This is a genomic window from Mycobacterium sp. TH-M25, assembly GCF_057473665.1.
Map to the genome: position 1 here is coordinate 1 of NZ_JBYCLA010000216.1, position 5,438 is coordinate 5,438.

Annotated in this window: 9 protein-coding genes and 1 tRNA gene; 6 read left to right on the top strand and 4 right to left on the bottom strand. The window is 63.5% G+C overall.

The features are described 5' to 3' along the window. Positions 1-51: 51 nt before the first annotated feature. A tRNA-Ser gene (locus AC2VOU_RS07260) sits at positions 52-122 on the bottom strand. Between the two features lie 261 nt (positions 123-383). Here AC2VOU_RS07260 and AC2VOU_RS07265 point away from each other — a divergent pair. Together AC2VOU_RS07265 and AC2VOU_RS07270 are read left to right on the top strand one after the other, a co-directional pair. Next, positions 384-644: a hypothetical protein gene (locus tag AC2VOU_RS07265; RefSeq protein WP_486956766.1), complete on the top strand. Its 261-nt coding sequence runs from the start codon at positions 384-386 to the stop codon at positions 642-644. Continuing rightward, on the top strand, positions 637-1,236 hold the full coding sequence (locus AC2VOU_RS07270; protein ID WP_486956767.1) for a hypothetical protein: 600 nt from the start codon (positions 637-639) through the stop codon (positions 1,234-1,236). The genes AC2VOU_RS07265 and AC2VOU_RS07270 overlap by 8 nt, the downstream gene beginning before the upstream one ends. A 78-nt stretch (positions 1,237-1,314) precedes the next feature. Here the strand turns inward: AC2VOU_RS07270 and AC2VOU_RS07275 are convergent, their stop codons facing one another. The 3 genes from AC2VOU_RS07275 to AC2VOU_RS07285 all read right to left on the bottom strand — a co-directional run bounded on the left by AC2VOU_RS07275 (position 1,315) and on the right by AC2VOU_RS07285 (position 2,745). Further along, complete coding sequence (locus AC2VOU_RS07275) at positions 1,315-1,623, bottom strand: helix-turn-helix domain-containing protein (RefSeq protein ID WP_486956768.1); 309 nt, start codon at positions 1,621-1,623, stop codon at positions 1,315-1,317. Further along, positions 1,620-1,922, bottom strand: a complete 303-nt coding sequence (locus AC2VOU_RS07280; RefSeq protein ID WP_486956769.1) for a type II toxin-antitoxin system RelE/ParE family toxin — start codon at positions 1,920-1,922, stop codon at positions 1,620-1,622. The genes AC2VOU_RS07275 and AC2VOU_RS07280 overlap by 4 nt, the downstream gene beginning before the upstream one ends. Positions 1,923-2,502: 580 nt before the next feature. Continuing rightward, positions 2,503-2,745, bottom strand: coding sequence for a hypothetical protein (locus tag AC2VOU_RS07285; RefSeq protein WP_486956772.1), 243 nt, complete (start codon positions 2,743-2,745; stop codon positions 2,503-2,505). On the opposite strand from AC2VOU_RS07285, the gene AC2VOU_RS07290 reads away from it, so the two are divergent. The 4 genes from AC2VOU_RS07290 to AC2VOU_RS07305 all read left to right on the top strand — a co-directional run. Beyond that, positions 2,638-2,955 carry a hypothetical protein gene (locus tag AC2VOU_RS07290; protein WP_486956774.1) on the top strand — a complete coding sequence of 106 codons (318 nt, stop codon included), beginning with the start codon at positions 2,638-2,640 and terminating at the stop codon, positions 2,953-2,955. The two genes, AC2VOU_RS07285 and AC2VOU_RS07290, sit on opposite strands and share 108 nt — an antisense overlap. Positions 2,956-2,978: 23 nt before the next feature. After that, positions 2,979-3,671 (top strand): AlbA family DNA-binding domain-containing protein, encoded by a 693-nt coding sequence (locus AC2VOU_RS07295; protein WP_486956773.1) that lies wholly within the window; start codon positions 2,979-2,981, stop codon positions 3,669-3,671. Then, a complete protein-coding gene (locus tag AC2VOU_RS07300) occupies positions 3,664-4,518 on the top strand; it encodes a hypothetical protein (protein ID WP_486956770.1) in 855 nt (284 codons plus the stop codon). The genes AC2VOU_RS07295 and AC2VOU_RS07300 overlap by 8 nt, the downstream gene beginning before the upstream one ends. A 110-nt stretch (positions 4,519-4,628) precedes the next feature. Further along, positions 4,629-5,438: IS256 family transposase (locus tag AC2VOU_RS07305; RefSeq protein ID WP_486956771.1), on the top strand; the 810-nt coding region annotated here is incomplete at its 3' end.

Sequence of the window (5,438 nt, forward strand, 5' to 3'; positions counted from 1 at the left end):
CGTCGGCGGCATCCAATCGCCGCGTCGCAGATGTGGCAGCGCTTTTCCCCGTGGAGCTAAGGGGATTCGAACCCCTGACCTACTCGATGCGAACGAACATCGTTGACCCCGATTTATGGCTCTAGCTGACATTTCTCCTGGTGGGGGTAGTGCTTCTGTCCAGGGGTTTTTGAGGTGGGGGCGTTTTCCTGCGGCACATTTGCGGCACATGGGGGCGGCGAAGGGTGGCCAGCAAACATCGCCGGCTGCGGGCCGACGCCGTCGGTTACCGGCAGGCACCGCCGGAATGATCCGTCGGCACCCCCGATGACGATCAAGCGGTCCGTGGTCGCCATCCACCGTGACGGTCAACACCGGCAGCGCGTGTACGCGATGATGGCGGTGTGATCGTCGACGACCCACTCGGCATCGAACGCACCGCCGTCTACGACATCCTGCGCGAGGCCGCCAACCGCCTCGGCGGGATGCGGCTGCACCTGGCGATCACGCCCGCCGAACGCCGGGCGATCGCGGCGATGCGCGCCGTGGACGACGAGATCAACGCGATCGACCTGGACGACCTAGCGGCGCAGAAGGCGCTGACGGAGGAGCTGGCTCGCGCCGCCACAACGAACTCGTTTCCGAAGATGTCCGGTGATGGCTGACAACGAGTCGATTCCCGAGCTGACCGAGACCGAGCGGGCCAGGTGGCAGGCGGCGAAAGCCGCCGTCGACGGTGTCATGCAGGGGCTTGCCGGCGGCGACGCCGAGGGCGCCGCGGCGGCGGTCAATCAGCTCCACCAGATCGACCTCGACATGCAAAAGGTGCGCGACTCCGTCCACGTCCCGGCCGACGCCGGTGTGTACCGCGAGCGGCTGGAGGCGATGCTGCGCCGAATCCCGGACGGCTGGGGCCGTTGGGTGCGCTGCGACGCCGGCTGGTATCGACTGATCTGCGAGCTGGACGCCGCTCTCGCCGCCCTTGATCCTGGCTATGAAGTGCACCAGGTGAAGGAGAAGTACGGCGAATTGCGCTTTTACGCCCACACCGAAAACCGGGCCGTCACATCGGAGTTCGTGCGGCTCATCCGGGAAGCGGAGAAAGCGTCGGAGACGACGTGCGAGAACTGCGGCAGCGACCGAGGCCGGCGGTCCCGGCGCGGCATGCTCGTGAAAACGCTGTGCCTGGCGTGCTGCGACGAGCTGGTCGACGCGGCGGGGCAACGGTTCGTGCCGGTGCCGGCGGCCGGGGCGTAGAAGGTGCGGATGCACGCCGTGGCGTAGCCGATGGGGGTCGCGCTGCATGAGGGTTTGCCTTTCACGCTTCGGGGAGCGTCAGAGTTCGAGAAGTACCCGCGACCCGTCGGGTCGCTTCACGGTCAGCTCCAGTTCCCCACCGGTTGCCTCGACGAACCGCCGCAGGGTCTCGACACGGCTCGCTGCGAGGTTGCCGTGTTCGATTTGCGAGACCCGGTTCTGGCCGACCCCGATTGCCTCCGCCAGGCTCACCTGGGTGTATCCGGCGGCTTCGCGCAGCTCGCGCAGCCGATACCGAACCACGTCGAGTTCCATCTCCGCGAGCAGACGGTCCTGGTACTCCTTGTTGCCGGGACGCCGCTTACGCATCTCGTCAAGGGTGGTCATCTCTGCTTCTCCTTCATCTGCTTTCGTAACCGGTCCTGATGCTTCGACATCAGCTCCTCGGCCACGGGGATGTTCTTCGTGTACCACTTCTGCCAGTTGCCCGCCTTGTCCCCGGCGACGAGCATGATGGCCCGTGAGCGGATGTCGAATGCGAACAGCACTCGCATATGTGCGCCTCCGCTGGTGGCTCGGGGACGCAGCTCCTTGAGGTTGCTGCCCTTCGTCATCTTCAAGGTGTCCACGTAGGGTCTGTTCGCTACCGGGCCGTGCGCTTCGAGGAACCGAAGTGCGGTGATCAAGTGGTCGTATCTTCATCGTTCAAGGTGTCCATCCACGCCTCGATGAGAGTTAGGTCGATCTCCCACCTCGGCACAGGATCATGTATTCCTGATACTAGTTATCTATGATTTCATCAATGGACTCCCGCCGCCGCCTCGGCCCCCAGAGCCACCGGCTCGGACGTAGACGCTAGTGCGCCAAAGCCGGACAGGTCCGGTGAACCGCCAAGCGGCGGCTACGGTCGGCGAGCAGCCAAGCGATGCGGCGGTCGTGGGTGGCCATCGTCCGTCCGTTTCGGGAGCTGCGGGAAGGCAGGACGCAAGACCGATGGTATCGGCAATCGGCGGAGCACGCCGGGCGGCTGTCACGCGGCCGAAACTCGACAAACACGCCCGGTCGGTGCGCCTTCCAGCGGTTCCCGCACAGGTAGCGAGGCCGTAGCCGCAGTCGAAACCGTGGCCGCCGCACAATGCGGTGCCGAAACCACGGCGAAGCGTGGCCAGCAAACATCGCCGACCGCGGGCCGACGCTGTCGGTTACCGGCAGGCACCGCCGGAACCAAGCAGTCGTAGGATGCGGTAGCCCGCGGAGGCATCGGCACTACGCTCCGCAGTCGTGTCGGCGCCCCAGCCAACCGCTGCCCCGGACCGTCGGGCAGGGCGAAGAAATAAACAACGAAGACGAAGTCAGCGTGTCATCTGTGTGCCCGTAGCCTCCAGGGGAAGAAGAAAGCGGATGACACTCAACCTGGATGCGCGAATGCGCGTGGTGACGATATCGACGGCGCGTTTGTCCGCGAACCGCCACCCCAACGGGTTCGAGACCGACGCCGATGGTGTCGATGACCTGGTTGTTGGACGGGTCGATCACCGACACGTCGCCAAAGGCAGCCAGGCCGTGCTCGATCTCCTTCGTGGTGCGCGGACCCCGATGGGCACGGGCGAGGTCGGGCCGGTGCAGTGGGGCCACCTTTGCTTGCTGGGATGTTTGGGAGAGTGGAAAGCTTTCAGGCGTATCGACGTGTGCGGGGCTGCACCCGTCGGTTTCCGCTGACCGTGAAAGCGTCGGACTGGTTGATGATCGTTCCTGACGGGCGCACTGATCCCGAGAAGCTGAAGCAGCTGCTTGCTGCGGCCGAAGAAACTCACCTTGATTTCAAAGCCAGCGTGGATTTCGACAAAACGAAGGATGCCGTCGAATTCGTGAAGGACGCTGTCACGATGGCCAACCGGCCGCCCGGTGGATACATCGTCATTGGCGTCGATGACAGCGGAAACCCGTGTATTCCTGCCGGAACGTTGGTTAACCCACGTCAATTCGATGGCGCGAATCTCAACCAGCAGGTTCGCAAGTTCATCGATGGCGAAACCCATATCGTCTCCCAGACTCACCACACCGATGACCACGACTTCGTACTCGTGTGGATCCCGCATCACCGCGATGGGCTTCCTGTGCCGATGAAGGCGACCGGTCAGTACCGCGACGACAACGGGAAAGACAAGCTTGTTTTCCGCGAAGGTGACATCCTGGTTCGTGAAGGCGCAGCGAATGTTCCTCTGCGCCATACACATTGGCGCGAGATCCTCCGGGAACACGATGACAGGATCAGGGCTGAAGCGGAGAAGACGGCTCAAGCGATGTTACGCACCTTCCTTGACGAACGTGCTCAGGCGACATCACCACGCACTCCTACTCCGCTGTTGATGGATATGGACAACGACACCTTTGCGGCGGCGGTCATCGAACACCTGGAGTCCGGCGATGGCTAGCAATGATGTGGCGCTGCGGCAGTTCCTACGGACACTCAAACACGATTTGCGCGCTGACACCACTCTCGTTGAAACCGAACGAGCACTAGACAAGTGGACGATCGTCGCCTGTCAGGCGCTCTACTTCGAACGTCGCGCCCTCGTTGAACTTGCCATCAAACTGCTTCATGAAGCGTATGTGGCGCTTCCCAACACAGGGACTGAACTCACCGAGAAGCGCTTGGCCGTGGTCGTTCGCCTGTATGCCTTGGGCAGTCTGGCTGTACGGCTGGGTCACTGGGAGACGCTCCGTGCTATAGTCTTGCAGCCTACCAAAATTCACCCGGCTGACAATGAATACGTTCACTCGTCGTGGATTCGTCACGGTCACGTCGAGGCCGCGCGTGCTGGCTTGACCAAGGACGACGACACGGATGCCTACCTCATTTCGGCCAGTCGTCGGCTTCTCGTGGCCCAGCCCTCCATGCGCCCCGACCTGACCGATGCTCTTGTGCCTGACACAGGCAACCCCCCCAGCGACGATGCGCTGCTCAACTCGTTATGCCAATTCGACATCCTCTACTGCCTGCTGGTCCTCACTGAAGGCCAGACCTCAGTGAAAAGCATGTATCCCTCCAGCGCTGCTTTTGACGAAACCCGTGCCGATCCAGCCCTCGTCACGGTCGCCAGTGACAGTGCTGTACGGACCACGCTGTTTCCCAACTGCCCCGACGCTGACGTAGCGAAAGCGATCTACAACATGGTGCGCTTAACCATGCAGGAGGCCTTCAAATTCGGTGGGAGGTGGTGGGGACCCCCACCGAGCGTCCAGGCATTCCTCACCGCTCACGGCCAGCAGGAGGTGTAGGTCCACTAGTCGTTGAGGTGCCAAATGGTCGTGTCCCTGCGGCGGTGTAAAAGAGTTCGGACGTAGATGCCCTCGAAGACCAGCAAGTCTGACGAAAGGAATCTACGTCCGTGTCGAAGAGGATATCGCCTGCCGAGCGGTTGCAGGCAGAAATTGATGAGGTGTTCGCCGGCGGCGAGGACTTGGCGGTTGCGCTCGAGCAGGTCGCGGTGCTCGGCGCCCGGTTGTTGTTGCAGACCGCGATCGAGGCCGAGGTGACCGCGTTTTTGGGCCGGGAACGCTACGAACGCGCCGCGGCCAGCGAGGAGGCCCGCGCGGGGATGCGCAACGGGTACTGTCATACGACGGTGAAGACCACGGCAGGGCCGATCACGCTGGCGCGGCCGAAGGTGCGCGGCACCACCGAGCGGTTCGCCAGCCAGCTGTTCGGTAAGGGTGTGACCAAGACCAATGCGCTGGAGTCGCTGGTGATCGCCGGGTTCGTGCGCGGGCTGTCGGTCCGCGACGTGGAGGCCACCTTGACCGAGGCGCTCGGTGAGGCTGCCGCGGTGTCGAAATCGATGGTGTCGCGGATCTGCGAAGACATCGGCGACCAGTTCGAGTCCTGGAGTCGGCGTCGCCTCGACGACATCGCGCTGGACTACCTGTTTTTGGACGGGTCGCATTTCAAGTACCACGCCAATGCCTCAGCGGAGCCGGTGCTGGCCGCCTGGGGCATCGACACCGACGGCAAGCCGGTGTTCGTCGGGCTCGAGGCGGCGTCGTCGGAGTCCGGCGACGCGTGGGAGGGGTTCCTGTCCGGGCTCGGCGAGCGTGGGCTGGGGTGTCCGCTGCTGGTGATCAGCGACGGCGCGCCGGGGTTGATCGGCGCGGTGGAGCAAACCATGGGCGGCGCGTTGCGGCAGCGGTGTCTTATTCAT

What these genes read in the sequence shown, in the direction of transcription:
- AC2VOU_RS07270 (WP_486956767.1), top strand. Translation starts at nt 637, where the DNA reads ATGGCTGACAACGAGTCGATTCCCGAGCTGACCGAGACCGAGCGGGCC.
- AC2VOU_RS07295 (WP_486956773.1), top strand. Translation starts at nt 2,979, where the DNA reads ATGATCGTTCCTGACGGGCGCACTGATCCCGAGAAGCTGAAGCAGCTG.
- AC2VOU_RS07290 (WP_486956774.1), top strand. Translation starts at nt 2,638, where the DNA reads ATGACACTCAACCTGGATGCGCGAATGCGCGTGGTGACGATATCGACG.
- AC2VOU_RS07300 (WP_486956770.1), top strand. Translation starts at nt 3,664, where the DNA reads ATGGCTAGCAATGATGTGGCGCTGCGGCAGTTCCTACGGACACTCAAA.
- AC2VOU_RS07275 (WP_486956768.1), bottom strand. Translation starts at nt 1,623, where the DNA reads ATGACCACCCTTGACGAGATGCGTAAGCGGCGTCCCGGCAACAAGGAG.